Raw genomic sequence first — 24,897 nt, forward strand, 5'->3', positions numbered from 1 at the left:
TGGGTTGCCGTCGGCGAGGCAACGTTGCGGATCATAGCCGGAAACGGCGGTGTCGGAACAGCGTCACCCGATCGCCGGATGTGACCCGAAGCTTGCACGCCCAGTCTTTGATTGGAGTTTCGCGTGTGTCGGCACCACGTCGACCCCGGCCGTCGGGGGTTCCTGAACCGGGCACGAGGGGAGAAGAACCGATGAAACTCTGGCACGTCGTCGTGGTTGGTGCGTTGCTGGCGGGTTGCGGATCGGAGACGCCCGTAGAACCGGAGATACCACCGCCCAGCGCCGCCGGGCTATGGCTCAGCGTGGGCGAAGACCCCACCTCGGGTTTCTTCGTGCGTCTGGAGCATGAGGCATTTGAAGCGCGAACCCAGCGACTGGCAGGGGATTGGATGGTCATGGTGAACGGGGAGTTCGAATCGTTGGGCACCGTCATTCTCGGCTTGTTCGATCACCCGGATATCTCGTTCACGCTGGAACGACCGTATGAGTGGCCGGAAGGCCAGCGAGCTGAACCTCGACGGTTCGAGGGTCGGATAAGCGGCCGAACGATGAGCGGAACTCTAACGGGTCAGGACTCGGGGACCGCAACACCGATCACGCTGCAGCAGGTCCATCGACCGGAATCCGGTCCCTGAGACCGCTGACGCCGCCCGAATGCGCGAAAGGAGAAACGCCGTGTACGAGATCGGCCGTCGACACTGGTGTATCGGCATCATGCTTCTCGGCCTGGCCGCCTGCGGCGACAACAGCGATGGCGTCACTCAGGTGGATCCGAACCAGCCATCGATTACGGGTACGTGGAACGCGGTACTTCCGTCGGGACGGCTGACACTCGAGCTGCGGGAGCGGGACGCCGGCGTCGTGACCGGCAGTTACAGCATGCCGGTTAACGTCGGATTTGCCATTTCGGGTCCGATAGAGAGTGGCGATCACCGCCATCCCGATGTGCTCCTCCGCTGGTCGGCCCGACTCCCGGAGGCTACCGGCGTCGATATCGTTTCGGATTGCACGATTGAAGGAACTGCAGGAGAGAACGGGATCTGGATCAGAGGTCAGATCGTCTGCACCGAGGCTCAGGGAGTACTCGAATCGCAACGCGGGCCGGTCACCGTAATCATCGGAGGCATCAACGCACCGATCACGCTGAGCCGCCTTCGAATAAGCTGACAAAAAAAGGGCCGCCCGTCGCCGGGCGGCCCTTTCTGAACTCACCGTTCGCCTGGTGGCGGTCGGCAAATCACGCGACGCGGGTCACGTTCTCCGCAGCCGGGCCCTTCGTCCCGTCCGTAACGTCGAACTCGACGGCCTCGCCCTCCTTCAGAGTGCGAAAACCATCCGCCTGAATCGCCGTGTGGTGTACGAAGCAGTCCTTACCGCCCTCTTCCGGGGTAATGAACCCGAAGCCCTTCTGGTCGTTGAACCACTTCACGGTACCTCTCGTACGCATTTCCTACTCCTTCGTTAGTCATGTCGGAGTTCGGGAAACCCGTAGCTGCCGACCGCTGACCTGTTCGACGCGGTCTCCCCCGCGCCAGGGTCGTGGCACTCGCCACGCAGAAAACAAAAGAAAAAGGGGCGACCCGTTGTTGAGAGGCCCCCCCGATCCTGCGATCCTGCCTTCTCAGTTCGCCGTACCCGGCGTCGCGGGGCCGTCCGAACGCGCGCAATGATCGCCTGCCGGAGGCCAAACGTCAAGGGGCGCACCGACCTCAGCCGGTTTCGGTCCCTACCAGAGGGCTGCGCCGTTCGAGCAGGAGCACGTCGCGCCACCGCCCTTCCAGCCTCCCCAGCCGCTCGCGTCGCCCCACGCGGCGGAAGCCGGCCCGCTCGTGGATGCGGAGACTAGCGACGTTCTCCGGGAAGATCCCCGCCTGCAGCGTCCAGAGCCCGGCCCGCTCGGAGGATTCGACGAGCGCGGTCAGGAGCCGGAGGCCGATTCCGCCCCCGCGCGCGTCCCCGCAGACGTAGACGCTCACCTCCGCCACGCCGCCGTACACGCAGCGTCCGGAGACCGGAGCCAGGGCCGCCCACCCGACGACGCGTCCCGCCCGCTCGGCCACGAGCCGACAGCCGTCGAGGTGGTTCGCATCCCACGACTCCCAGCCGGGCGCTTCCGTTTCGAAGGTGGCGTCGCCCGTCGCGATCCCCTCCTCGTAGATCGTTCGCACCGCGTCCCAGTCCCCGTGACTGAGCGAGCGGATCTCAAGGATGGCGGGGCTCGTCAACGCGCTATCATCCGGGTCATCATCATCCGGGTTATTCGCCGGTCTCACGCGCGGGCGTCGTCGCCACCGCGGGCTACTGGGTCTCGGAGAGGACCCTCTCGACGAGCGCCGCCGTTTCCGGTTCGAAGGGATGGAAGCGGCCGCCCCAGTACGCCCGAATCAGGCCCTCCGCGTCCACCAGCAGCGTGTGCGGCACGCCAGGGTAGAGGTCGAGCGCGTCCGTGAGTCCGGGGCCATCGCCGAGGAAGTTGGGATAGGTGATGTCGAACTCCTCCAGGAATCCCTCGACGAGCGCCACGTCGCCTTCGTCGATGGAAATCCCGACCACCTCGAGGGGATCCGCCGCGTACTTCGCGTGCATCTGCTGCAACTCGGGCATCTCGTCGCGGCACGGGATGCACCAGGTCGCCCACAGGTTCAGGACGACGACCCGGCCGCGGAACTCGCCGAGGTCCGCCGGCCGCCCGTCCAAATGCGTTACTTCGAGCGGCGGGATCGGGCGGTACGAAGCGAGCGCACCATCGGCCGGCTCCGGGGTCCGCGCCGCGTCCGCCGCCGCTCCATCGCGCTCACCCCCGCCGCAACCGGCCGCAACAGCCGCAAGGGCCACCGCCCCGAGCACCGCACGCCTCATCGGTCCGACTCCGGATTCTCCATCGCGTTCTTCATCTCCCGTCCTTCATTTCCCGTTCAAAATCCAGGTTCGTGGGCGCGGGGAAGACGCCGGGCGGGCGGGCGTACGGCTGGTCCGTGATCACGACCTCCGGCTCCGTCGTAAGCGGCACATCTTCGGCGACCGCCTCGAAGGAGAGGTCGTCCACCCACAGTTCTCCATCGCCCGTCAGCATCGCCCCGATGAGGATCGTAACCCCTTCCGGCGGGATGTCCACCACGATGTCGCGCGTCTCCCAGTCCTGCGTGCCCTCGACGCGCCGGTCCTCGCTGTTGTCCAGCGCGAGCATGGCGTACTTCCCTTCGAGGATGCCGTCCACCCGCACCCAGAGACCGCCGGAATCGACGTCGTCGGCCCGCAGGTATCCGCGGAGGCGCATCCGCTTCCCGCGGTAGGCGGTGGCATCGACGAGCTGCACGCTCGCGGCCCACTGGCTGCGGCGCCGGTTGCCCCGCGCCTCGAGCCGCATGCTGGAAGACCCGGAACGGGCGACTTCGGCGTCGAGCCTGAGGCGATAGTCCTCGGCGTCCTGTCCGACGATGACCCACGCGTCCGGCATCTGCGCGGCGAGTTCGCCGCCGGTCGCCGGAACCAGCGCCCCGAGCGCGAGCACCGCCGCCGCGGCAGACGTCCGGATCATCGCGGGATGAGCCAGAAATCGACCTGGCGGCCGTCGATGTACCATGTGCGCTCGCCGTCGAAGAAGGCGTCCTCCTCGAGCATGATGCGCACCGTCTGTCCGCCCCATTCCGGGACCGGGACGGCGGCGTTGAGTTCGATCGCGTGCGCCGTGTTCGGGAAGAGCGGATAGTCGCCGCGCCCCGGTACGCCGCCCTGGTTGTCCCAGAGACCGATCGTTGGCCCGGCGCCATGTCCGTGGAAGCCGATCGGGTGCGTGTAGATCGTCGCGTCGATCCCCTCCGCCTTCGCCTGCTCGAGCGCGCCCGCGAGGATCTCGTTCCCCGAACGCCCCACCGCGAAGTTCTCCGTGAGGATGTCCTGGAGGCGATTCCCCACGGCGAGCGCGCGCACGAGACCCGCGGGGGCCGCGTCCTCTCCCGGCCTCAGCACGTAGGCATGCTGTTGCGTGTCGGTGTTCAGGCGCAGGTACTTGATCCCCAGGTCCACGTGCAACAGGTCGCCCGGGCGGATCACGTTCTCGTCCGGAGGCGCGGAGAAATCCCCCTCCCCTTCCCTCGCGCCGCCCGCCTTCTCATGGCGCTGCACGGAGACGCTGGGCTGGAACCAGGTCGCGAGCTTGAGTTCGAGGATCCGTTCACGGTACCACCACACGACATCCTCGGTGGTGGTGACGCCGGGCTGAATCACCTTCGCGCTGAAGCCTTCGGCGATGATCCGGTGCGCGATCCGCACGATCTGGGGATAGACCTCCATCTCCTCGGGCGTCCGCGCTTCCAGCCAGCCGATGGCGAGCCCATCCGTCTCGGCCAGCCGCTCGCGGTACTTCGCCGGGAGCGCGGCCATCAGCGCGTCGTACTCCGTTCCGGTGAGCCCGTCCGCGAGCGCGAAGGTCGAGGAGCGGTTCACCGCGATGCGTTGCGGGTCGCGCTCGGCGATGACCTCCGCCACGCGCCCCCACTGGTCCGGCTCGCTCTCAGGATCCCACGCGCGCGGGAAGGGGCCGATGTCGTAGCGGGCCACCGCGAGCCGTTCCAGCGGCTGCCCCGGCCCCCGGTCGTGGAGGATGAGGACGGTGCGCCGGCGGGCCGCCATGTACGTGGAGGGCAGCATGGTCTCGATGACCGGATCCTCGTTGTATTCGCGGGCAGCGACGATCCAGAGGTCGACCCCCTCGCGCCGCATGATCTCGGGCGCGACCGTCTCGAGCCGGCCCTCCAGCCAGCGGTCGATGACCGCGGCCCGCTCCCGCAGAGGGAGGATGACCGGCATCGCCCCATCCGTCCGCTGGGCGTCCGCGAACCCGCCTTCCGGCGGCATGGCCGATTGTGCCTTCGCCTGTGACGGTCCGAGCGCCGCGGCCAGCACGAGGAGGAGACCGGCGGAGAGGAGACCGGCGGTCTGCACCCGGCGGCCCGGGGGGCGTGGTGTCGAAACGCGCATTTCGAATCTCCCTTGGAATGTCGACGGCCTGAACCTACCGAATCCTCCGCACCCGGGAGAGGGCCCGGGGGGACGGTGGCGGAAACGCCCCGCGGCCCGCCATCGTAGGGTCTTCCAGCCCCGGACCGGAGGGATGCCTGATGAGGGACGCCTGATGAAGGAAGTCGATCCGGATCTCCTGCCCGAACTTTACTCCCGGCAGGAGATGGACAAGGCCCGCCGGCGACACCGGATCGTCGGCCGCATCGAGGGGATCGCGGCCGCCGTCGTCGCGGGCACGATCTTCAGTTTCCTGGGCTGGATTCCGACCGTCCTCGTGCTCGGCGCCGCCGGCTACCTCATCTACCGCTTCGTCCTCAAACCCCGGAAGTCGTCCAGATCGTCCGGGGACGATCCGACGTAGGTCCGTCCCGGGTCAGGGCCAGACGGCGAGCACGACGGCCTGTCCGATGAGGGCAACGGCGTTGTAGCCGAGGCTCAGGACGAAGATCCCGGGCTTGCGGTTCTCGTAGGCCACGCCCTGGTGTCCGACGTTGAGGACGAAGCCGACCGTGACCAGCAGCCCGACGTGGACCCCGATCATGGCGCCGGAACCGCCCATCACGGCGATGAGCTGCGCCAGGATGTAGGCGGTGACGAGGGAAAGGACGAAGCTCACCCCGTGCGTCTTCATCGGGTTGAAGTCCTTCTGGATCTCCTCCGCGGTGGTCTCCATGAGCGAGAGCCACTGCTTGCCGAAGATCGGGCCGTACCACAGGAAGCCGACGATCATCGGAACGACTCCGGCGACCAGGATGGCGAGCCAGTTGACGTCTTGCACGGTCTATCTCCTTTGGAGCGGGAGGTGGATCGCCGACGGGCGGTCGGCGGCGTGATGAATCGTGTTCTCGGCCGGGACCATGCGCGTGTGGCGCCCGAGCGGTTCGCCCGTGTTGGGGTTCACGTCGAAGCGGGGATAGTTGGAACTCGAGATCTCGAGGCGGATGCGGTGGCCGGCCCGGAACAGGTTGGCCGTCGGGAAGAGCCGGATCTCCAGCTCGTAGACCTCGCCGGGCGTCATCAGCGTCTCGTGCTCGCGGGAATCCCGGTAGCGGGTGCGGAGAATGCCGTCCGTGATATTGAGGTCGAACCCGTCCGGAACGTCGTCGTTCGGGGGATAGACGTCGACGAGCTTGGCGGTGAAGTCGGTGTCCGGGGCGCTGGATGAGATCCACAGCGTGACCGTGACCGGGCCGATGACCTCCAAGTCCTCCGCCAGGGGCCCGGTCTCGAATACGAGCACGTCGGGCCGGTCGGCGGTGCGGCGGCCGTCGACCTCGGAGGCGAAGAAGCCGTTCTCGGAGCCGCCCTCCAGCGAGCGGAAGGTGCGCTCGCGCTGGTCGTAGCCGCCTCGCTTCAGCGCGCCGGAGAAGGCCCCGCCGATCGTGGGGACCGGGTGCGCGGGATCGTACGTGTAGGCGGTCGATCCCTCGTCGCGGCCCGGCGGCTCGCGCGTGAGCCCGCCGCCCGCGCGGAGGTGGAAGGGGGTCGCTTCGGTGCCCTCGAGCGGCCAGCTCTGCGCGGTGCGCCACTCGCCGCCGTGGAAGAGGCGTCCGTTCTCGTCCCGGCGGCCGTCGCCGCCCCCCATGACGAAGATCGTGACCGGGCCGGCGGCCTCGCCCGCCAGCCTGACGTCGCTCTCGAACAGGTCGTTCCCGCTCTGCCCCCGGAGGTGCCGGTCGAACCAGCGCAGGTGAAACTCGCGCGAGAAATCCTCGACCGCGGCTTCGGCCCCGAACTCGATGTCCCCGGCGTGTGAGCGGCTGTTGCCGCCGTGCGTCCACGGGCCCATGAGGAGCGTCATGGGCGACGACTTCCGCCGTGAGAGTTCGACGAAGCTCTGGATCGTGCCCGGGGCGTATGAGTCGTACCAGCCGCCGACGTGGAGCATCGGAATGTCCGAGGTCTCGTCGTAGTACTCGACCCAGTTGCGGCCGATGCCGCGGAAATAGTCGTCATAGTCGCCGTGGTTCTGCATCGTGAGGTAATAGTCCTCGAAATTCGGCGCGGCGGCGAGCGGGTTCTCCCCCTTTTGGAAGGGCGTGTCCGGGAACCAGTCCGACGGCGGTTCCTCGGCGAGGCGGAGGCGGATCTCGGGGTCGTCGGCGACCGCCGCGAGCTGGAGGTGGGCCCAGCCGAGTTGCTGGCCGAGTTCGAGGGCGCCGTGGTTTCGGACCTTGTGCGTCCAGGCGTCCGAGAGTCCTCCCATCGTGAGCACGAGCGTCCTGAGCCCGGGCGGGTCGAGCTTGGCGGCGTCCGCCTGCGTGTGCGCGCCGTAGGAGGTGCCCCACATGCCGACCGAAGGCTCCGCGTAGTCCAGCCCCGTGATCCACTCGATGGTGTCGTAACCGTCGGGCGCGTCGAACTCGTGGTACTTCTGGAAGGTGCCCTCGGAGGCGTAGAGCCCGCGGGTGTCCTGCAGCACGACGACGTAGCCGTGCGTCGCGAACCAGCGCGCCTGGTCCACGAGCCCGCGGGAGGTCTTGTCGTACGGGGTCCGGTGGAGGAGGACGGGAAACGGCCCCTCGACCGGCTCGTACTCGCGGGAGGGGCGGTAGACGTCGGTCGCGAGGCGGATGCCGTCGCGCATCTCCACCATGAGATCGGTCTCCACCTGGAGGGCGTCGTACGGTCCGCGGCCCGCGGCGTCCGCTGCGTCCAGGGCAGCCCGGGTCGCCTCGTCGGAGCGCGTCGCGTCGCCGCAGGCCGCGAGCCACAGCGCTCCCGGCAGGAGACAGGCAGCGGCGGCGCGCCTCACGTCGGGACTCACGCGGGGACTCCGACCTGGGCGCCGGCCGGTGCCGTCGACAGTGCGCTCACGAGGTCGTCGATGTGCGCGAGGTCGTCCACGCGCTCGAGCCGGGCCAGCGCGCCGTCGATCCGCGCGTCGTCCATCACGAGGCTGGCGCAGTCGCGGAACTTGTCATGCAGTTCGTCCCGGGTGAGCGGCCGCTCCGGCCCGCCGGGATACGTGTCGGCCTCGGTGTGAAGCTCGGTCCCGTCGCGGAGCCGCACGTCGATCGCGCTCCGCATGCGGTCGTACCCGCGGGCGTCGATCTCCTCGTCGAATTGGACGGTCACGCGGCGCATCATGTCCGCCGCCTCGCCGGAGAGGACGAAGTCGTCGTGGAATTCGCGGATCCCGGCCCGCCGCCGCAGGACGATGCTCGAGAGGACGAAGGGGATGCAGAACTTGGCCTCGAGTTCGTTGCGGGGCACGGGATAGCGGAGGGGGTTCAGGATATTGTGCCCGGCGCGGAAGGTGATGTGCGCGACGTCGTCCGGCGCGAGGTCGTGCTCGGTGACGAGTTCGAGCATGGCCGCCATGCTGGGGTGGCCGAGGCTCCCCGAGGGGAACGGCTTCACGGAGACACCGGGGTCGAGCAGCGTGTAGGGGGAGCCCAGCGCGCCGACCAGCCGCTCGGGCTCGAAGCCGCCGCCGAAGACGCGGAAGAAGCCCCACGGCGCCTCCAGCGCGTCGTGCCCGGCCGTGAAGCCGCGGGCGGCGAGGTCGACCGCCAGGATGCCGTTTTCCGCCGCCCGGCCCGCGTGGAGCGGCTTCGTCATGGTGCCGAACCCGAGCCGGATGCCCGACGAGAGGCTGGCGGCGATCCCGAGCGCCATCCCGAGTTCGTCCGCCCGCAGCCCGGCGAGTTTCGCGGCGGTGGCGCAGGCGCCGAGCGTGCCGATCGTCGCCGTCGAGTGGAAGCCCTCCATGTAGTGCCGCGGGTCGATCGCCTCGGCAATCTTGCACTCCACTTCGAACCCGATGAGGAAGGCCTCCAGGAACCCGGCCCCGGTGGCCCCTTCCCTCTCCGCCAGCGCGTATCCCGCCGCGAGCGGCGCGACCGTCGGGTGCGTGAGGAGTCCGAAGATGCGGTCGGGCGCGTTCGAGAGCTGCGTGTCGTCGAAGTCCATCGCGTGGCCCGCCGTGCCGTTGGCGCGCGCCGCGAGCGACGCCGGGGCGCGCGCGTCCGGCGGGCCGATGATCGTCGCCTGCGCGTTCCCGCCCTGTACCGCGATCTGGTCCCGGACGATGCGGGCACAGGCGTCCGTCGACCCGGCGAGGATCACCCCCGTCCCGTCGGTGACACAGCGCCGCCCCTCGGACAGCAGCCGCTCCGGGAAATGGTCCATCGTCGTCTCGAGAATGAAGTCGGTGACCGCGCGCGTCGCGCTCACTCGCGCTCCTCTTGCCGGGGTTCGTGGTCGTGCCTGCCGGATTCGTCGTGTGTGTCGGGTCCGTCGTGTGTGTCGGGTCCGTCGTCTGCGTCGGGTCCGGAGTCGGACGACCCCGTCCTCCCGGATACCAGGCGGCTGCGGACCGCCGGGGCCGCGAAGCTCACCACCGCGAGCAGGACCAGCACCAGGCTGATCGGGCTCTCCAGGAAGATCGAGTGCGACCCCGACGACAGGCTCAGGGCCCGCCGGTAGTTCGTCTCGATCATGGGGCCGAGGATGAGGCCGAGCACCGCCGGCGCCAGCGGGTAGCCGCCCCGCAGCATAGCGAAGCCGACGAGCCCGAAGAAGAGGGCGGCCCACGCATCCGCCGCGTTGCCGCGGAGGGAGAAGGTGCCCACGAGCGAGATCGCGACGACGAGCGGCATCAGGATCGATGGCCGCAGCCGCACCACCCGCGTCCAGAGGGGGATTCCGAGCCGCCCCACGGCCAGCATGAGCAGCACCGCCACCAGGAATCCCGCGTACAGCGCATAGACGAGTTCGGAGCGCTCGGTCATGAGCAGCGGGCCGGGCGCCACGCCCTGCACCGTGAGGCCGCCGAGGAGGACCGCGGCGCTGGCGGACCCGGGGATCCCGAGCGCGAGAAGCGGGATCATCGCCGCCCCCACGCACGAGTTGTTGGCGGCCTCCGGCGCGGCGATGCCCGCCGGTACGCCCGTCCCGAACCGCTCCGGCGTCTTCGAGACGCGCCGCTCCTCGTTCCACGCCACGATGGAGGCGATCGTCGCCCCGGCCCCGGGGATGGCCCCGATCAGGCCCCCGATGGCGGAGCCCCGCAGAATCGTGCGCCACAGTCCGAACAGTTCGCGCGCCTTCGGGAGCGCGCCGGCGATGCCGTCTCCGGGGGGCGTCGGCCGGCGGCGGCCGGTCACCGCCTCCAGCGCCTCCGCGATCGCGAAGAAACCGATCAGCATCGGGACGAGCCCGAGGCCATCCATGAGGGCATTCGTACCGAACGTGAGCCGCGGGGCCCCCGTGAGCACGTCGAGCCCGACGATGAAGAAGAGGAGTCCGAGGAGCGCGCTCACGACCCCCTTGAACGGGTCCTTTCCCACGAGGTTCGCGACGATGGAGAGCCCGAACACGCCGAGCCCGAAGTACTCCGCCGGCCCGAAGGCGATCGCCGCCCGCGAGAGCGGCCCCAGGGCCAGGACGAGGAGGACGGTGCCGAGGAGCCCGCCGCTCATGCTGGAGAAGAGGGAGATCCCGAGGGCGCGCCCCGCCTCGCCGCGCCGCGTCATCGCGTAGCCGTCGAAGGTCGTGGCGAGGGCGGGCGAACTCCCCGGCACGCCGATCGCGATCGCGGTGATCGAACCGCCGTACTCGGCCGCCATGTAGATCGAGACCATCATCAGGAGCGCCGGCGTCGGGTCGAGAGCGAAGGTGACGGGGAGGACAAGCGCGAGTCCCACCGTCGAACTCAGCCCCGGCATCGCGCCCGCGAACACGCCGAGGAGGCTCCCCGCGAGGAGCGCCGCGAGGTTCCCCGGCTGGAGCGCCGTCAGCAGGCCGTCGAGGAAGGCGGACACGGGCGGCCGATCAGAAGCCGGACGGGAGCGGCACGCCGAGCGCCACCATGAACACGAGATAGATGAAGGCGGCGAAGGCGAGCGGCACGGCGATGAGCGCGAGCCGCGAGCGTTCGCCCGTCAGCCACATCAGCCCGGCGACGAGGAGCGGAACCGACACGACCGTCCCGAGCCGGGGCCAGATGAGGAGGAAGACCGCGATCCACGCCGCGCCCAGCCCCAGCCGGGCGTCGCGGCCGGCTCCCGGGCGACCGGCTCCCGGGCTCCCGACGACGTTCCCGCGGGAACGTCCGGCGTCCAACTCCGGCGGCTGTCGCGCGGCCCGGACTGCGAGCCAGGCCGCGCAGCCCATGAGCAGCACGGCGAGCAGCCGGGGGAAGAAGGCCGGGCCCGGCGCCCCCTCCGCCAGCGATCCCGGGTAGGAGCGCGAGTCCAGCAGGATTCCCGCCGCCACGACGGCGAGCAACCCGGCCTCCGCGAGCAGGCGCAAGCGCGCGGCCCCGCCCGCCGGGGCACTACCCATCCAGGATTCCAAGCCGCCGCAGCATGTCCCGGCTCGTCGCCACCTCCTCGGCCATCCAGGCGCCGAAGACGTCCGCGTCCGCCATCGTCGCGTATTCCAGCGCGGCCCGCTCCATGTACTCGCGGAACCCCGGGTCCTCGATCGCGGCCATCAACCGCACGCGCAGCTCCGCGCGCAACTCCGGATCCAGCCCCGGCGGGCCCACGACCCCGCGCCAGTGGACCGGAGCCAGGTCGTATCCCTGCTCCGCGTAGCTCGGCGTGTCCGGGAGCGCCTCGACGGGAAGCGCCACCCCCAGCACCCGCATCGTCCCCGCCCTCAGGTGCTCGCGCACGATGTTGTAGTTCGTGTGCGCCGCATCCGTGTGCCCGCCGAGCGCCGCCACCACGGCGTCGGCCGACCCCTCGTACGCGATCCACCGCACGTCCGGGTCCCCCGCCGCGGCCCGCAGGCGGGCGAAGCCGAGGAAGTGCGCCGACGCCGCCCCGAACCCCGACACCGAGACCTCGCCCGGCCGCGCGTGCGCCGCCTCGAACAGGTCGCTGAGCGTGTGGAAGGGACTGTCGTCCCGCACCGCGACCAGGAAGGGGTCGATCTGGATGCGGAGGATGGGGGTGAAGTCCCCGGGGGAGAACGGAATCCGCCCCGTCGCCATGTTCACGGTGCCGCTCGCCGTGAAGACGCCGAGCACGTGCGGGTCGCCCTCCCGTCCCTGCAGGTACTGCATACCGGCGGCCCCCGCCCCGCCCTGCCGGGTCATGACGGTGACGCGCCGACCATCGAAGTGTGGCGGCGCCGCGTCGGCCAGCGCCCGCGAGAGGAGGTCCGTCGGCCCGCCCGGCGTCGCCCACGACACGATCTCGATCGCCCGACTCGGAAACGCCGCCGCCTCCCCGGACGGCGAACACCCGACCACGGCGGCCAACACCAAGGCCATACCCGCCCATCTCCTGACATCCATGGAGGGAATGTGACGTCTTGGTCCTGGACAGGCCACGGGAGGTGGGAGCACATCGAAAACACCGCTCTGACGGGTTATGTTCGACCGATGCAATTCCCCGACTCCGTAGCGGCGGAACGCAGCTGGCGGCGGGACGTGTGGCCGGGGATCCACTGGATCCAGGAGTGCGGTGGGCACCGGGCCGGGATCGCGCGCGCGGTGCTGGAGAGCGGCGCGGACTGGTACAGGCCCGAAAACGAGCTTTACGTCCCGCAGAACGCCTACCTGCTGACGGGCGAGCGGGCGCTGCTCTGGGACACCCTCTCTCCGGCCTCGGGCCACATCCTTCTTCCGGCGCTCGAGGAACTGCTCGAAGGGCGGCCGCTCGATTACCTCGCGCTCTCGCATCCCGACGTGCCCCACGCGGGGAACACAATGCAGGTGCTGCGGCGCTATCCGGACTGCCGCCTCGTGGCGCCGGCGACCGGCGAGACGCACGCGCTGTACCACCTCGACGACGCGATGAAGGTGGGGCCCGGGGACGAGATCGATCTCGGCGGGCTCCGGGTCCGCTTCCCGGAGGCAACCTTCCTCGACGCCGCGATCCACACGTGGATGAGCGAGGAGACGACCCGCACGCTCTTCACCGTGGACTGGATGGGATTCCCGCACCAGAGCGGCGAGTCCCTGCGGCGCACGGACGAGATCGACACGGCGGTGGATGTGGGGCGTCTCGAGGAGTTCCACAGCCGGGTCATGTTCTGGTTCCAGTACGTCGTGCCGGAAAAGGTGACCGCGGCTACGGACGCGCTGGCGGCGCAGTTCGCCGGATACGGGCTCGCGCCGGCGCACGGACTCCCGATCCCGGGGGCGGACGCGGCCCCGTACTACGAGCGCATGAACGAGGTCGTGCGTCGGGTGGCGGCGGGCGGGCGCGGGGGCGTCCTGTGAGCGGAGAGCGGCCCGCGAGCGGGGGCGTCCCGTGAGCGCGATCACCCTGGGCGGCGGGGTCTCCTGGGTCCACGAGTGCTTCCCCGAGGCCAACGGCCACATCCACGTCTCCGTCTACCTCGTCGAGGCGCCGGAGGGGGCGATCCTCATGGACTCCGGCTCCTTCCACCACCGGCAGCGACTCTCGGACCGGATCAGCGACGCCACCGCCGGCCGCGGCATCGGCGCCATCGTCCTCTCCCATTCCGACTACCCGCACTCGGGAAACATCCCCGCCTTTCGCCGCGACTGGGGCGATTTCGAGATCATCGCCTCCTGCGGGGACCCGGACCTCCAGGGCCTACCGTACGCGCGCCGCACGAAGATCGGCGACGTCACCGACGTCCTCGGCCGGCGGTTCGTGGTGCTCGACCCCCCGCTCGCCGACCGCAACCACACGACGTGGGTCTACGACGAAACCTCGCGCACCCTGTTCGTGGCGGACGGCTTCGGGACGCTGCACCCGCCCGGCGCCTGCGACATTGACTGGGGCCGGATCCCCGAGGACGGACGCGCGGAAGGCGTGCATGAATTCCATGCGCAGACGCTGCCCTGGCTGCGCTACGCCGACCCGAACCGGGTCATGGACGCGCTGCACGCGATGCTGGAGCGGCATCCCCCGGCCTGGATCGCGCCGATCCACGGCCCCCCGATCGCCGAGGCGGACGTGGACCGCTACATGGCGGATCTCAACGATGCCTTGACCCGGATCACCGCTTCGTAACCACCGTTCGCGCGCCCGGCGTCGCCGGAAGGCTACGATTCCGGGGCTGCCGGGGGCCGAAAGTCGCGGAGCAGTTCGGCGGCGGACCGCAGGCTGATCACCTCAACGCCGGGTTCGAGGGAGTAGTCCTCATCGCCTCCGTAGACGACGAAGGTGCGGTCCGGCTTCAGATCCTCCCGGGCGCTCCGGAATCCGCGGCCGAGCGGGGGCACGAGGCCGAGTTTGATCTCGAGAGCCCAGGGCTTCGCCAATCCCGGGAGCTCCAACACGAGGTCCACCTCGGCTCCGGCCTGCGTCCGGTAGAAGCTCGCCGCGGTTCCCGGCGGCGCCGCCTGGAGCAGATTCTCGATGACAAACCCCTCCCAACTGGCGCCGGATACGGGGTGTCCCGCGAGTGTGTCGAAATCGCCAATGCGCAGCAGCGCATGCACGAGGCCGCTGTCACGGACGTAGACTTTGGGCGATTTGACGAGCCGCTTGCGAACGTTCGCGACGTACGGCAGCAGCCGTCGCAAGATGAAGAGGCTGGTCAGCGTATCGATGTAACGGCCCACCGTCGCCGTGTTGATCGCGAGGCTGCGGGCCAGTTCGGAGGCGCGGAGCAGTCCGCCCTGCCAGTGCGCGAGCATCGTCCACAGGCGTCGGAGGGTCTCCGCCGGCAACCGTCGCGCCACGAACTCTTCCACATCCCGTTCCAGGTACGTCTGAATGAAGTTCCTCCGGAAGGCGTAGCTGTCCTCGTCGCTCGCGGCCAGGAAGCTGTCGGGCAGGCCGCCTCGAACCCATAGCGGTATGGCCGTGTCTCCGTGCGCCTCGACCTCGAGCACATCCAGGGACCCGAGGGGCACGAACTCGATTCTGCCAGCCAGGCTCTCGCCGGCTTGTCGGAGCCGTTCGACGGAAGCTGATCCCAGGATCAGGAAACGGCCGGTCCGCCGTCCGTGGCGCCGGCCCCTGTCGATGAGGCTGCGAAGCTCCGGGAACAGGGCCGGGACACGGTGAACCTCATCCAGGATCACGAGGCGATCCGTGTACTGGCTCAGAAAAAACTGCGGGTCGGACAACTTCGTACGGTCCGAGCGCGTCTGAAGGTCCAGGTAGACCGCATCGGTCTTACGGGCGATGTCGAAGGCCAGCGTGGTCTTCCCCACCTGCCGTACGCCGAGCAGGGCAACGGCCGCCTGTCGGCGCAGGGCCCGTTCGACTCGGTGCACGGCTCTTCTCGGTATCATCCTTGTAATTTATATAGTATGATATGTGATTTGTAAGGATTGAATGACGTTGATCGGACGGAGGAGCGACCCTCCGTCTACCGGCCGAGCAGCTTCTCCAGGTCGGTCTCCGAGGCGGCGCCGACATGCCTGGCGCGGCCTGACACGAAGGTCGGGGTCGCGGTGATGCGCCAGCGGTCGGCGAGGGCGGCGTCGCGGGCGAGGCGCTCGGTTGTGGCGGGCGCGTTCAGGCAGCGGACGAGACGCGTTCCCGCGGGAACGTCCGCGGCCACGGCGATGGATTCCCAGTCCACGTCTCCGGTCTTCCAGTCTTCGTTCGTCATCAGGTAGTCGTGCACGCGCCGGAACGCGCCCTGCTTCTCCGCGCAGATCGCGGCGCGCGCCGCCTGCGCGGAACGTTCCGAGAGGGGGACGTGAACCAGCACCACCTGCGCTTCGCGCGACCCCACCCACGCGTTCACGGTCTCGTGCGACGAGCGGCAGAAGGGGCAGAGATAATCGCTGAACTCGAAGATCGTCTGCGGGGCCGCACCCTCCCCGAGCACGCTTCTCCGCTCCGCGACGGCCTCCTTCCACTCCTCCCGGTAGCGCGCGAGCACCTGCCGCTCGGCCTTCCACTCCCGGAGGCGACCGCCGACCACCCCCGATGGGCGGAAGGCGATCACCGCCAGGAGGACGAAGCACACGGCGAGACCGACGTCCTGAATCCCGGGCCGCTTCACCGCCCCGGTGTCCCGCTTCCGAGCCGCGCGCGCCACCCCGTCGCATGGAGCCTCATGCGATCACCACCGAAAGGGATCGGGACCTGAAGGGCTCCACATGGAAAGGGCGCAGTCCCGCAGGCACTCGCTGATTTCGTAGTTGCAGCCCCAGCCACCGTCCAGGACGCAATCCGACCAATCCAGCGCACAGTCGCTCACGCAGTCGCCGCCGCGCGCGGACGCGGCCTGGCCGGGTTGCGCCAGGATGGCCGTGGCCAGCACGAGGTTGAAGCCAAGGAGTACCCAGCGTCCCGCTTTCGTCTTCTTCATCGTCCCCTCCCATTCCCGGGTCGTCGGGAGGCCGGATCGCCGCCGCCGCCGTGTCCGGCGCGCTCGTCGCGACCCGCCGGGACGGACCCTCCGTCCCGTGCCTTCCGAGATTCACCTCCAGAGTCCGGCCGGCCATCAACGGGCTATCAACTCGCTCGGGCAGGCGGCCGGCAGGGGGCTGGCCGGAGTCACACCAGACGGTACTCGACTGCTCCTCGCACGCCACGTATCGTCGGAACCTCACGGAACCACGGGACGACAGGAGGGCGTGGATGGCGGATGTGCTTTGCGTAGGCGGGACAGGGACCGTCGGGCGTCGCGTCGTCGAGGGCCTGGTGGCCCGCGGCGTATCGGTCCGGTGCCTGACGCGTTCGGCGGACCGGGCGGACACGTCGGACGAGCGGGTCGAATTCATGCAAGGCGACCTGGAGCGGCCCGACATGCTCGCGCCCGCGCTCGATGGCGTGTCGCGCATGCACCTCCTCACGGCGCTCCACCCGCGGGAGGCGCAACTCGGCATCGGGGCCGTCGATGCCGCCGCGCAGGCCGGCGTCGAGCGGATCGTCTTCCATTCCGCGCACCGCGCGCACGCGGCGCCCCACATCCCCCACTTCGCGAGCAAGATGGAGATCCTCGCCGCGCTCGAGGCCTCCGGCGTCCCGTGGGCCACGATCGAACCGAACCATTACTTCCAGAACGACCTGTGGCTCAGGCGGTCGCTCGAAGCCGGGGCCTATCCGGCACCGCTCGGGGGAGTGGGACTGCACCGGGTCGACGTCCGCGACATCGCCGACGCCACCGTGAACGCGCTCCTCGACGACGGCCACGAGGGGATCCGGCACCCGGTGGTCGGACCCGAACTCCTGACGAGCGCGGACGTCGTCCGCACGTGGAGCGAACACCTCGACCGCGAGGTCGAGTACGTGGGCGACGACCTCGACGCGTGGGAGGCGCGCGCGGGCCGGCACCTGCCGGACTGGCTCGTGAGGGACCTGCGGATCATGTCGGAGTATTTTCTGTCCGACGGACTCATCGCGACGGAGGAGGACTTCGCGACGATGAGCCACGTCCTGGGTCACGCGCCGCGCGTGTTCGAGGACTTCGTGGCCGAGACGGTCGCCGCCTGGCGCTGAGGAGATCGACACATGTTCACGATATACATCTTCAGTCTTCTCGTGGGCGGCGGGTTCCTCGCGCTGTCCGTGTTCGGCGACTTCCTGGACGGCATGGACATCGATGTGGACGTCGACGCGGACCTGGACGCGGGTGGCGCGGCCGACGTGGCGAGACTCCTCTCCCTGCGCACGATCGTCTACGCCATGTTCGGGTTCGGCGCGACCGGGGCCATCCTGCACTGGTTCACGAGCCCCGCGGTCACCGCCGCCATCGCCGGCGTCACGGGGCTGGCCTCCGGGGCGTTCATCGGCGCCGCCTTCCGCTACATCAAGCGCTCAGGCGCCGGCACCGCGCTCGGCGAGCGTTCGCTGGCCGGCTTGACGGGCGAAGTCACGATGGAAATAGGGCCGGACGGCGCGGGTACGGTGAAGGTGTCGCGCGGCGAGCGCCGGTTCAGCGTGCGGGCCCGCATGGACGCGACGTGCCCGGACGACCTGCCGCTGCGCGCCGGACAGTCAGTCGTCGTCGTGCGCATGACGGACGGCATCGCGGATGTCGTGCCCGTGGATCCCGAAGACATGAAGCTGCTCGAGGAATGAGGTCGAAATGCAAGACTTTCTGAATCTCCTGGCCGCCCCCGTCGTGATGGCGGGCGTCTTCTTCGTCGTCGTACTCGTGGCGATCATCACGATCAAGAACCTGATCGTGATCGTTCCCCCCAACCGCGCGGCCGTCATCACCGGCCGCAACCGCATGCTGACCGATGGCCAGGCCGTCGGCTACCGCTCCATCTCGGGCGGGCGCACAATCCGGATCCCGATCATCGAGACGGTCCAGCACATGAACCTCGAGACCATCCCCATCGAGGTCTCCGTCAACAACGCCTTCTCGAAAGGGAACATCCCGCTCAGCGTGGAGGCGATCGCCAACGTGAAGATCGCCTCGGAGCCCGAGTGGGTGTTCAACAACTCGGTCGAGCGTCTGCTCGGGAAGACGGAGGAGGAAGTTCGGGAACTCGCCCAGGACACGCTCACGGGGAACCTGCGGGGCGTGCTCGCCACGCTCACGCCGGAAGCCGTGAACGAGGACCGGCTGGGCTTCGCCAAGGCGCTGGCGGAGGATGCGGGGGAGGACCTGGCGTCGCTCGGCTTCCACCTCGACGTGCTCAAGATCCAGAACGTGAGCGACGAGCGCGGCTACCTCGACGCGATCGGCCGGGAGAAGTCGGCCGAGGCGATCCGGCAGGCGGAGATCGCCGAGGCACAGGCGGAGGCTGACACGCGCGAGGCGCAGGCCGAGGCGAGGCGGCGCGCCGAGGTGCGGGAGGCCGCGGCCTCGATCAAGGTCGCCGAGGCCCAGAACGAGTTGCGGGTGCGCAAGGCCGAACTGCACCGCGAGGGCGACACCGCCGAGAAGATCGCGCGCGTGAAGGCGCAGGAGGCCGAGGTCGAGGCGGAGAAGATCCTCGAGATGAAGCGCGTGGAGCGCGAGGAGCAGCGGCTGCGGGCGGACGTGATCGAGCCCGCCAAGGCCGAGAAGATGGCCGCGTTCGCACGGGCGGAGGCCGAGGCGGCACCGATCCTGGAGCGCGGAAAGGCCCAGGTCGAGGTCCTGAAGCGGCTCTACGCGGAGGTCCAGACCGGAGGCGAGGCCGCGTTCGCCGTGTTCATGGCCGAGAAGCTCCCCGAACTGCTCGAGATTGCCGTCGGCGCCGTGGAAGGCGTGGACATCGACCGCGTCGTCGTCATGGACGGCGGCCAGGGCGAGGGCGTCTCCAACGCCCTCAACCAGCGCGTGCGCGGCGCCTACGGAACGATGGAGGGACTCGCCTCCGTGCTCGGCCTCGACATCCAGGAAGTCCTCCAGCGCGCCGTGGGTTCAGGAGACGCGGACGGCGGCGAGGGGTCGGCCCCCGAGCTGCCACCCGCCTAGGCACGGAACCCTCACAAGGGACGGACCCATGAGAGGAGCCATCCTGCCGCTGGCGCTCGCCTTGGCGGCTGGCGATATCGCCGCGCAGCCGTACGTGGGGTCGGAGTTGGGGTTCACGCTCGCTCCGGCCATGCGGCTCGTCGGCACGGACAACGACTGGGGCACGCGCTGCGACCTGCTCATCAACCCCGCTGGGGTGGAGACGGGATCGGAGTGCGACACGCCACCGCCGCCGACCGAGTGGGCGAACGAATCCGGCCGCACGGGGGGGATCGCGACCGGAATCGCGGCCGGATACCGGTTCGGCCGGTTCCGGGTCGAGGCCGAGTACCGGTACCGAGCCGCGGCGTATCACGACTATGCGCCGACGGAGATCGGCGATGTGGTGACCGCCCAGAAGGCCGACCAGGAACTCGAGAGGGCGATCGGCGGCGCCGGCGACGTGAGCGTACACGGCGCATTCGCGAACCTCGCGGTCGATCTCGCCACCGGCGGTGCGCGGCTGACGCCGTACCTGGGGGTCGGCGCCGGCGTGCAGCGCATGGCCGTCGACTATCTCAGCCTGTGGAAGCGCAACAACGATCCGGTGCGGATCAGCACGTTCGAGGATCCGGTGCTCCGCGCGAAGCTGGCCGGGACAACGACGCTGGGCTCAGCGGTGCTCCACGACACCATGTTCGGCGCCCACGCGCTGGCGGGCGTGGACTACCGCGTCGCCGACCGCTTCACGGTCGGAACCCGAATACGCTACGCGAAGGCGCTCGGCCCGTTCGAGAGCGACCCTCACGAGTGGGATCAGCTCCGCAGCCACGACTCCACCGTGGGCCGCGGCTCCCGCATCGTGTACACCGTGGAAACACGCGACACGAGCGCCTTCACCGTGACCCTCAGCCTCAGGTACGATCTCTAGTCACCCCCCCGAGGGCCGTACGGGCCATCGAGCGCGTCAACTTGGCTTCTCCACGCGCAGGCTGAGCTTTGCGATGCGCCACGGCGGGAAACTGCTGTTCTGGAGCAGATAGAGATGCCTGCCACCCCCCAGGACCCGCGAGTCCTCCGGCAACGGCACCTCCTCGTACAGCTTGCGGCCCGTGTACCGGTCGTAGATGTCCAAGGAGGAATGATACGCTCCGAAGGGTCCGCCGGACTCCGGGTAACCAAAACGACCATGCACCACGACGAGATGGGAACCCACGACGGCGATGTGCGAGATCGTGCCTCGCCCTCCGAGCAGTTCCGGCATCTGCGTGGGGTATGCGCCCGGGTTGAAGGCGCCCGGTTCAAACACGGGGACCGGCTGGAACGTCCCCGGGGGTACGCCGATCGCGCCGATCGAGTCGCCCGCGGCGTTCAGAATCGTCACCGGGTAGCGCAGGGAATACGCCATGTAGATGGAGTCGCCCGCCACGTCGAATGAGAACCGCACCAGCGACGCCCAGTACGGTCTCTCCAGGGGAATGAACGGGAAGGTATAGGCGCTCCACGCTATCTCGTCAGCTACCAGCCGATGCAGCAGTCGAGGCTGCTGCACGAACCGTGACACACCTCGCGTCGCTTCCGTGAAGAGCTTGATTCCCACCAGCAGATCGGAACCGATTTGTTCAATCCCTGACGGGATGCCGGGGAGTTGCACGATGGTATCCGGCACGAGGTTCGCCGTGAGGTAGGTGAGACGCGGCGCGGAGCCCAACACGGCGACCCGCCCCCTTGCGGTCTCGGTCAAGCCGTTGATCCTCCGGAACTCGAAGGGGCCCTCGCCGAATCGACCAAACGCCGCCTCGAGCCGCCCCCGTGCGTCGTAGCTGCGGACCCTGGGGAGCTGCCTGTCGCTCAGCAGGAAGCCACCATCAGCCCGCTCCCTAAAGATCCCCGGAGTCGCGATCGAATCCTGCGGATCCTCGCCGAGCGTGATAACGACTTCGGTTTCGAACGCCTCATCGAGCGCGGCCCGCAGTGGCGGCAGGGGGTCGGGCGCCCTCCCGCACGCCAAGAGGGACAAGACGGTCGCACACGCCATCGTGCGGAGCGCACCGGCTCGTTCGCGGGCGAGCATTACCACCAGCTATCGAACCACGATTTCCGGGAGGCAGCACATCTCCAGCGCCGTGGCAATACGTGTGAACCGGGCGAACTTGTCCATGTTGTCCCTCCTTACGGATTCGAGGGTTGGGTACGTATGAGGCCCGCCGTGAGCGTTCCTCGTAGGGCGCCCACTTGGGCTTCGAAGCTCCAGCCGCAGTCCGAGGCGGCGGTCCTCGAATCCGCCATCACCACGACTCCGGCACCGTCAATCCCCAAGTGGACTACCGCGTCGCCGACCGGCTCACAGTCGGAACCCGGATACGCTACGCGACGGCGTTCGGTCCGTTCGAAAGCAAGCCACGCGAGTGGGACCAGTTGCGTAGCCACGACTCCACCGTGGGCCGCGGCTCCCGCATCGAGTACACCGTGGGCCGCGCGACACGAGCGCCGTCACGGTCACCCTCAACCTGAGATACGATCTCGAAATGACGGAGATCGCTATTTGGTCCAGATCGCTACGATGCCGCACTGAGAGTCGGATCCGCCGAACTCTCCCGGGAGCGAGGCGGCACTCCGGTATATTTCGACTCCCGCGATTTCATGGGGTCTCACCAGGTCGTCGATTGTCTGTCCGTCCCGTCCACCGAGACCTCTCACCCGAGTGTTGTCGAGATAGAGGCTCAGCGGGCAACCATCGGGCGAGAACTCCGACGCCACTCGTGTGTTCAGCAGCATGCAGCTGCTTCGCCGAAGGCGGCAGTTACCGAGTCGAATCCCCGGTTCGTCAGCGATCATTGGGGAGATGAGCACAGGCCCACGTCGCTCGATGTCGGTCGCCGTGAAGAAAGTGCCCCCGCCAATCAGTTCGCCCCAGTACTTGCGCTCGTAGAATCCGCCGACCTCCAGCCGGCGCGGCCGCGTCGCGGTGGCCACGATGGGCTCCATCTCCACCGGATCCGGTACCATGCCGACCTCGACCTCCGTGGTGATGCCGCGCGATACCGACACCACATGAGAGAGAGGAGCATACCCAAGGTGCCGAACGGCGAGTTCGTGGACCCCGACCGGAACCCCGCTCAGTACGAAGCTCCCCCGCCGGTTGGTCTCCGTCGCGGCCGTACCGCCCACCACGGCGACTGTGGCCGCTACGACAGGCCTCTCCGTTCGCGCATCTCGCACGTAACCGATCAAGCGTCCCGTCGTCGCCGACGCTATGAGTAATCTGAGTTCGACTTCACTTGCTGTTTCGGGAACAATGCCGACCACCGCCTCTTGGCTGGAGGCATCCCCGAACTCGGCCCAGATTGTGGCCTGCCGCGCGTCGCGCGGCGCACAGAGCACAAGGTCTCCAGCGGGCCCAACCCCCTGACGAACGGGCCGCCTCGCGCGATCTGCGTCGCTCCATTGAACGATAACCGTGGCGTTCGGAATCGGAATTGCGCCGGAATCGTCTACAACCACGATCTGGAGCATGCCTCGCCCGTCGCACTCCGGCCCTTGACCCGCCAGCCCCGAAACGCTCGCCCCAAGCGCAAGGGTCGCGAAAGTCCCGCCGCCCAACCGCAGCCGCTCCATATGCCGTGCTCGACCCACGTAACCGATGGTTCTTCCTCGCCCTGTCCGCGTTGCATCCGCCCGAAACTGATGCCTCCACCCTTGTTGATGGCGCCAATCGAAAAAACGTCACACGCGGGTTGGTCCGCCTACTGCAGGTCGGTCACGCTGGAGATGTCGTACCAGTCGACGCGACGTTCGGGGATGACGCCACCGGCGTCCCGTACGACGAGGACAGCGAGCGTGTCCCCGAGGACGTCCATCCCCACGACCTTGTCCGCCACCTGCAGCGTCAGCGCGTACTCGGGGCCGCGATCTGTGAGGCAAAACATGTCGATTTGGCTGAAAGCGACCATGTCGGCCCAGGCATTCCAGTGCGACACCGCCCAGAACCGCCGCCGGTCATCCATGACCCGGGCTCCATACCACACCTTCGGTCTCGCCCGGAGCTCCTCCTCGTTGACGACCGGTCTCCACGCCGCTGACCGGAGCAACCGTACTTCAGAAGCCACTTCCTCGTCCGTCGGGTATCGCTCGACATACGTGGGGGACTGCACGATCGCGGCTGGCTCCTCCGCGTCCCGGTCGGCGTACCAGACCAGGAACTCGCCGTGGCAGGTGACGAACATGAGGTCACCACTTCCATCCCCGTAGCCGAGCAGCAGCCGGGTGGTCCTCCACAAGGGTGTCGAGCAACTCGCCACATCCGCCTCGTGCGGGAACGCTCGTTCCCACTCGACGCGACCCGTCTCGACATCGATCTCCGCCTGCACGGTCGACCGGTCGCCGCTTGGGTCGCTCCTTCTGTACGAACCAGACACCGCCCCGTCCATCACTTGGTGGCGTCCGAACAGAAGCGGGCCCGGAAGCTCCCCCGTGGAAGTGCGGAACTCCCCCGATGCGGAGAACATCGACAGGCGGTTCAGTTGGCCATCGACAACGCCGATCGTACCCAACGGACCGCGAAGTATGAAGGTGGGGAATCTGAACTCGCCCGGCCCCTCACCTTCGGTGCCGAAATCGACGGATTCGCCGCCGGGATCCATACAGTTCACGCGCTGCTCGTACGAATCGATGACGCAGGCCGCGCCGCCAGCCAGGAGAGTGAGTTGACTGCGTCTGCTAAGTGGTGACGGCGCGGACGCGAACGGATCGAGCTTGATGGGCTGAAATGCGACATCGGCCGGCCCGCCACACGCCGCGGCGAGCAGCGTCGTGACGAGCACGGCCTGACGACGAGAACCGGACACTAATACGGCCCCTCGCAGAAGTGCATGCAGGCATTGAGGACGTTCATCGCCGTCTCCTCAGCGTCTGCAGGGTTAGCACCATTGTCAATGTTGTCGTTGTAGGCTTCGGAAGCCGCTAGGGAGCATGCGTTCCAACAGGAGTTCATGTTGATCGTGACGACCACCTCCTGAGCGGCCGCCGGTACCGCAGCAAACATAACCATGAGCAGTGCGATTCGGTGGAGCCGCACTCGGGTGGCGAGGAAGTTGAAGCGTGACATTGGCACCTCCGTTCTTTCGGCACGCTCCCGTGGAGACTGGATTCCCCGAAGAGAGCGTTCCGCGTGACTAGGTCTTGCCTACTCCGCAGGGAGGACTGGACCCATGGGGAGAGGCGACTGAATTGGACCGTCGCAGCAACAGTTTCGGCGAGACGAAGGCGACACAAGTCTCCAGATGGATGACATCTGATCGGACGTCATCGGATCAGATGTCATCCGCTACGAGCCCGAAGTCACTTGCTTCATTGGCTCTTAGGAACTCTAGAAAAACCAGGATCAGGAGCTCGCCGCGACTCCGTACGCCCAGTTTGCGGTAAAGGCGTTTCAGGTAGGTGCGCACGGTGGACGGCGCTAAACCGAGATCGCGGGCGATCGTGGCCGTGCCAAGATCGTCGAAGACCCGCTGCGTGATCTCCGCCTCACGCGACGAGAGTCCAAGTCGGTCGATAAGGACGCGCCATTCCTGGTCTCGGAATACCCTAGCCCGGATTTCTCACAAGATGAAGTAGGCACCGGCCTCCAGTAGTCGCTAA

At 68.4% G+C, this 24,897-nt stretch carries 28 protein-coding genes; 9 read left to right on the plus strand and 19 right to left on the minus strand.

All coding sequences use genetic code 11. The annotated features are described in order from the left end of the window. The first annotated feature begins 191 nt into the window (after window positions 1-191). Window positions 192-635, plus strand: coding sequence for a hypothetical protein (locus RN743_RS10530; RefSeq protein WP_310779692.1), 444 nt, complete (start codon window positions 192-194; stop codon window positions 633-635). Between the two features lie 40 nt (window positions 636-675). Continuing rightward, window positions 676-1,167, plus strand: coding sequence for a hypothetical protein (locus tag RN743_RS10535; RefSeq protein ID WP_310779693.1), 492 nt, complete (start codon window positions 676-678; stop codon window positions 1,165-1,167). A gap of 70 nt (window positions 1,168-1,237) precedes the next feature. Here RN743_RS10535 and RN743_RS10540 read toward each other — a convergent pair whose 3' ends face one another. The 5 genes from RN743_RS10540 to RN743_RS10560 all read right to left on the minus strand — a co-directional run bounded on the left by RN743_RS10540 (window position 1,238) and on the right by RN743_RS10560 (window position 4,980). Further along, window positions 1,238-1,447 (minus strand): cold shock domain-containing protein, encoded by a 210-nt coding sequence (locus tag RN743_RS10540; protein ID WP_310757173.1) that lies wholly within the window; start codon window positions 1,445-1,447, stop codon window positions 1,238-1,240. Between the two features lie 262 nt (window positions 1,448-1,709). Then, window positions 1,710-2,225, minus strand: coding sequence for a GNAT family N-acetyltransferase (locus RN743_RS10545; protein WP_310779694.1), 516 nt, complete (start codon window positions 2,223-2,225; stop codon window positions 1,710-1,712). A 73-nt stretch (window positions 2,226-2,298) separates the two neighbouring features. Continuing rightward, a complete protein-coding gene (locus RN743_RS10550; RefSeq protein WP_310779695.1) occupies window positions 2,299-2,859 on the minus strand; it encodes a TlpA disulfide reductase family protein in 561 nt (186 codons plus the stop codon). Between the two features lie 31 nt (window positions 2,860-2,890). Continuing rightward, a complete protein-coding gene (locus tag RN743_RS10555) occupies window positions 2,891-3,538 on the minus strand; it encodes a hypothetical protein (RefSeq protein ID WP_310779696.1) in 648 nt (215 codons plus the stop codon). Then, on the minus strand, window positions 3,535-4,980 hold the full coding sequence (locus tag RN743_RS10560) for a M24 family metallopeptidase (protein ID WP_310779697.1): 1,446 nt from the start codon (window positions 4,978-4,980) through the stop codon (window positions 3,535-3,537). Before RN743_RS10560 ends, RN743_RS10555 begins: the two co-directional genes overlap by 4 nt. Window positions 4,981-5,113: 133 nt before the next feature. Here RN743_RS10560 and RN743_RS10565 point away from each other — a divergent pair, with 133 nt between their 5' ends. After that, window positions 5,114-5,383 carry a hypothetical protein gene (locus RN743_RS10565; protein ID WP_310779698.1) on the plus strand — a complete coding sequence of 90 codons (270 nt, stop codon included), beginning with the start codon at window positions 5,114-5,116 and terminating at the stop codon, window positions 5,381-5,383. A gap of 12 nt (window positions 5,384-5,395) precedes the next feature. Here RN743_RS10565 and RN743_RS10570 read toward each other — a convergent pair whose 3' ends face one another. Genes RN743_RS10570 through RN743_RS10595 form a run of 6 tightly spaced genes read right to left on the minus strand, consistent with a single transcriptional unit; the run spans window position 5,396 to window position 12,250 of the window. After that, window positions 5,396-5,800 carry a DUF1761 domain-containing protein gene (locus RN743_RS10570; RefSeq protein WP_310779699.1) on the minus strand — a complete coding sequence of 135 codons (405 nt, stop codon included), beginning with the start codon at window positions 5,798-5,800 and terminating at the stop codon, window positions 5,396-5,398. Window positions 5,801-5,803: 3 nt separating this feature from the next. Then, complete coding sequence (locus RN743_RS10575) at window positions 5,804-7,789, minus strand: CocE/NonD family hydrolase (RefSeq protein WP_310779700.1); 1,986 nt, start codon at window positions 7,787-7,789, stop codon at window positions 5,804-5,806. Continuing rightward, window positions 7,786-9,201: an MmgE/PrpD family protein gene (locus tag RN743_RS10580; protein WP_310779701.1), complete on the minus strand. Its 1,416-nt coding sequence runs from the start codon at window positions 9,199-9,201 to the stop codon at window positions 7,786-7,788. The genes RN743_RS10575 and RN743_RS10580 overlap by 4 nt, the downstream gene beginning before the upstream one ends. Then, complete coding sequence (locus RN743_RS10585; RefSeq protein WP_310779702.1) at window positions 9,198-10,790, minus strand: tripartite tricarboxylate transporter permease; 1,593 nt, start codon at window positions 10,788-10,790, stop codon at window positions 9,198-9,200. The genes RN743_RS10580 and RN743_RS10585 overlap by 4 nt, the downstream gene beginning before the upstream one ends. 10 nt (window positions 10,791-10,800) lie before the next feature. Next, window positions 10,801-11,313: a tripartite tricarboxylate transporter TctB family protein gene (locus RN743_RS10590; RefSeq protein ID WP_310779703.1), complete on the minus strand. Its 513-nt coding sequence runs from the start codon at window positions 11,311-11,313 to the stop codon at window positions 10,801-10,803. Next, complete coding sequence (locus tag RN743_RS10595) at window positions 11,306-12,250, minus strand: tripartite tricarboxylate transporter substrate binding protein (protein WP_310779704.1); 945 nt, start codon at window positions 12,248-12,250, stop codon at window positions 11,306-11,308. Before RN743_RS10595 ends, RN743_RS10590 begins: the two co-directional genes overlap by 8 nt. 111 nt (window positions 12,251-12,361) lie before the next feature. Between RN743_RS10595 and RN743_RS10600 the strand changes: the two genes are divergently transcribed. Together RN743_RS10600 and RN743_RS10605 are read left to right on the plus strand one after the other, a co-directional pair. Beyond that, window positions 12,362-13,204, plus strand: coding sequence for an MBL fold metallo-hydrolase (locus RN743_RS10600; protein ID WP_310779705.1), 843 nt, complete (start codon window positions 12,362-12,364; stop codon window positions 13,202-13,204). Between the two features lie 31 nt (window positions 13,205-13,235). After that, window positions 13,236-13,967 (plus strand): MBL fold metallo-hydrolase, encoded by a 732-nt coding sequence (locus RN743_RS10605; protein WP_310779706.1) that lies wholly within the window; start codon window positions 13,236-13,238, stop codon window positions 13,965-13,967. 32 nt (window positions 13,968-13,999) lie between these two features. Here the strand turns inward: RN743_RS10605 and RN743_RS10610 are convergent, their stop codons facing one another. The 3 genes from RN743_RS10610 to RN743_RS10620 form a co-directional block, all read right to left on the minus strand. Continuing rightward, complete coding sequence (locus RN743_RS10610) at window positions 14,000-15,199, minus strand: ATP-binding protein (protein WP_343219020.1); 1,200 nt, start codon at window positions 15,197-15,199, stop codon at window positions 14,000-14,002. Window positions 15,200-15,276: 77 nt separating this feature from the next. Further along, on the minus strand, window positions 15,277-15,921 hold the full coding sequence (locus RN743_RS10615; protein WP_310779708.1) for a thioredoxin domain-containing protein: 645 nt from the start codon (window positions 15,919-15,921) through the stop codon (window positions 15,277-15,279). Between the two features lie 60 nt (window positions 15,922-15,981). After that, the gene (locus RN743_RS10620; RefSeq protein ID WP_310779709.1) at window positions 15,982-16,230 is read right to left on the minus strand and encodes a hypothetical protein; all 249 of its coding nucleotides are present in this window, start codon (window positions 16,228-16,230) and stop codon (window positions 15,982-15,984) included. Window positions 16,231-16,502: 272 nt separating this feature from the next. On the opposite strand from RN743_RS10620, the gene RN743_RS10625 reads away from it, so the two are divergent. From RN743_RS10625 to RN743_RS10640, 4 genes are read left to right on the plus strand one after another with little or no spacing between them, the layout of a single operon-like run. Continuing rightward, window positions 16,503-17,363 carry an NmrA family NAD(P)-binding protein gene (locus RN743_RS10625; RefSeq protein ID WP_310779710.1) on the plus strand — a complete coding sequence of 287 codons (861 nt, stop codon included), beginning with the start codon at window positions 16,503-16,505 and terminating at the stop codon, window positions 17,361-17,363. A 12-nt stretch (window positions 17,364-17,375) separates the two neighbouring features. Next, window positions 17,376-17,945, plus strand: a complete 570-nt coding sequence (locus RN743_RS10630) for an NfeD family protein (protein ID WP_310779711.1) — start codon at window positions 17,376-17,378, stop codon at window positions 17,943-17,945. A 7-nt stretch (window positions 17,946-17,952) separates the two neighbouring features. Further along, window positions 17,953-19,278 (plus strand): SPFH domain-containing protein, encoded by a 1,326-nt coding sequence (locus RN743_RS10635; RefSeq protein WP_310779712.1) that lies wholly within the window; start codon window positions 17,953-17,955, stop codon window positions 19,276-19,278. A gap of 28 nt (window positions 19,279-19,306) precedes the next feature. Beyond that, complete coding sequence (locus tag RN743_RS10640; protein ID WP_310779713.1) at window positions 19,307-20,188, plus strand: outer membrane beta-barrel protein; 882 nt, start codon at window positions 19,307-19,309, stop codon at window positions 20,186-20,188. 36 nt (window positions 20,189-20,224) lie between these two features. On the opposite strand, the gene RN743_RS10645 is transcribed toward RN743_RS10640, so the two are convergent. From RN743_RS10645 to RN743_RS16040, 5 genes are all read right to left on the minus strand, one after another. Next, a complete protein-coding gene (locus RN743_RS10645) occupies window positions 20,225-21,337 on the minus strand; it encodes a hypothetical protein (protein WP_310779714.1) in 1,113 nt (370 codons plus the stop codon). A 461-nt stretch (window positions 21,338-21,798) separates the two neighbouring features. After that, window positions 21,799-22,773: a carboxypeptidase-like regulatory domain-containing protein gene (locus RN743_RS10650; protein ID WP_310779715.1), complete on the minus strand. Its 975-nt coding sequence runs from the start codon at window positions 22,771-22,773 to the stop codon at window positions 21,799-21,801. A 230-nt stretch (window positions 22,774-23,003) separates the two neighbouring features. Continuing rightward, the gene (locus RN743_RS10655) at window positions 23,004-24,104 is read right to left on the minus strand and encodes a hypothetical protein (protein WP_310779716.1); all 1,101 of its coding nucleotides are present in this window, start codon (window positions 24,102-24,104) and stop codon (window positions 23,004-23,006) included. Beyond that, window positions 24,104-24,364, minus strand: a complete 261-nt coding sequence (locus RN743_RS10660) for a hypothetical protein (RefSeq protein ID WP_310779717.1) — start codon at window positions 24,362-24,364, stop codon at window positions 24,104-24,106. The genes RN743_RS10655 and RN743_RS10660 overlap by 1 nt, the downstream gene beginning before the upstream one ends. A gap of 205 nt (window positions 24,365-24,569) precedes the next feature. Further along, on the minus strand, window positions 24,570-24,854 hold the full coding sequence (locus tag RN743_RS16040; RefSeq protein WP_343219022.1) for a LuxR C-terminal-related transcriptional regulator: 285 nt from the start codon (window positions 24,852-24,854) through the stop codon (window positions 24,570-24,572). Window positions 24,855-24,897: the final 43 nt, after the last annotated feature.

It is taken from the genome of Candidatus Palauibacter scopulicola (assembly GCF_947581915.1).
Lineage (GTDB): Bacteria > Gemmatimonadota > Gemmatimonadetes > Palauibacterales > Palauibacteraceae > Palauibacter > Palauibacter scopulicola.